1 pseudogene is annotated in these 519 nt (G+C 78.4%); it reads right to left on the bottom strand.

Features of this window, described 5'->3' with window-relative positions:
• Positions 1–519 (bottom strand): annotated as a pseudogene (locus tag FAF44_RS53615) (hypothetical protein); the annotation flags it as partial.

Below are 519 nucleotides of genomic sequence, written 5' to 3'. Positions count from 1 at the left end.
CCTGGCGGGCGGCGCCCGGCTCCTGCGGGGAGTAGAAGGTGACCGGATCGGCGGATCGCAGCGGGTTGCCCGTGTGACTCGTGTCGCCGGCGGGGCCGGTGGTGGCCGGCTGCGCCGGGCGCGCCGGGGAGGTGGCCGGGCCGGTGGCGGCGGGCCGGTCGTCGCGCATGGCCAGGGCCGCCGAGATTCCGCCCGCCGCCACGGCCAGGGCCACCCCCGCCGCCACGAGTCTGGGCCACCTGGCCGCCGGGCGGGAGCGGGCGTCCGCGTCCGTGTTCTGGTTCGCGGGCGGGGAGACGGTGGCGGGAGGCGGTGGCACGATCGTCGTGCCGGTGCTCAGGGCGTCCATGAGGGCCTGCGCCGTGGGGCGGCGCGCCGGGTCCTTGGCGAGCGCGGCCACCACCAGCTCCCGCAGCGGGCCCGGGAGATCGCCCAGATCAGGGGGATCGTTGACGATACGCAGCAGCAGGGTCGGCACGGAGCCCGTCCCGAACGGGGGGACGCCGCTCGCGGCGAAGG

This window comes from Nonomuraea sp. MG754425, from assembly GCF_021699195.1.
Taxonomy (GTDB): domain Bacteria; phylum Actinomycetota; class Actinomycetes; order Streptosporangiales; family Streptosporangiaceae; genus Nonomuraea.
Note: the sequence above shows the minus strand (reverse complement) of the source record. Positions and strands in the feature narration are given on the sequence as shown.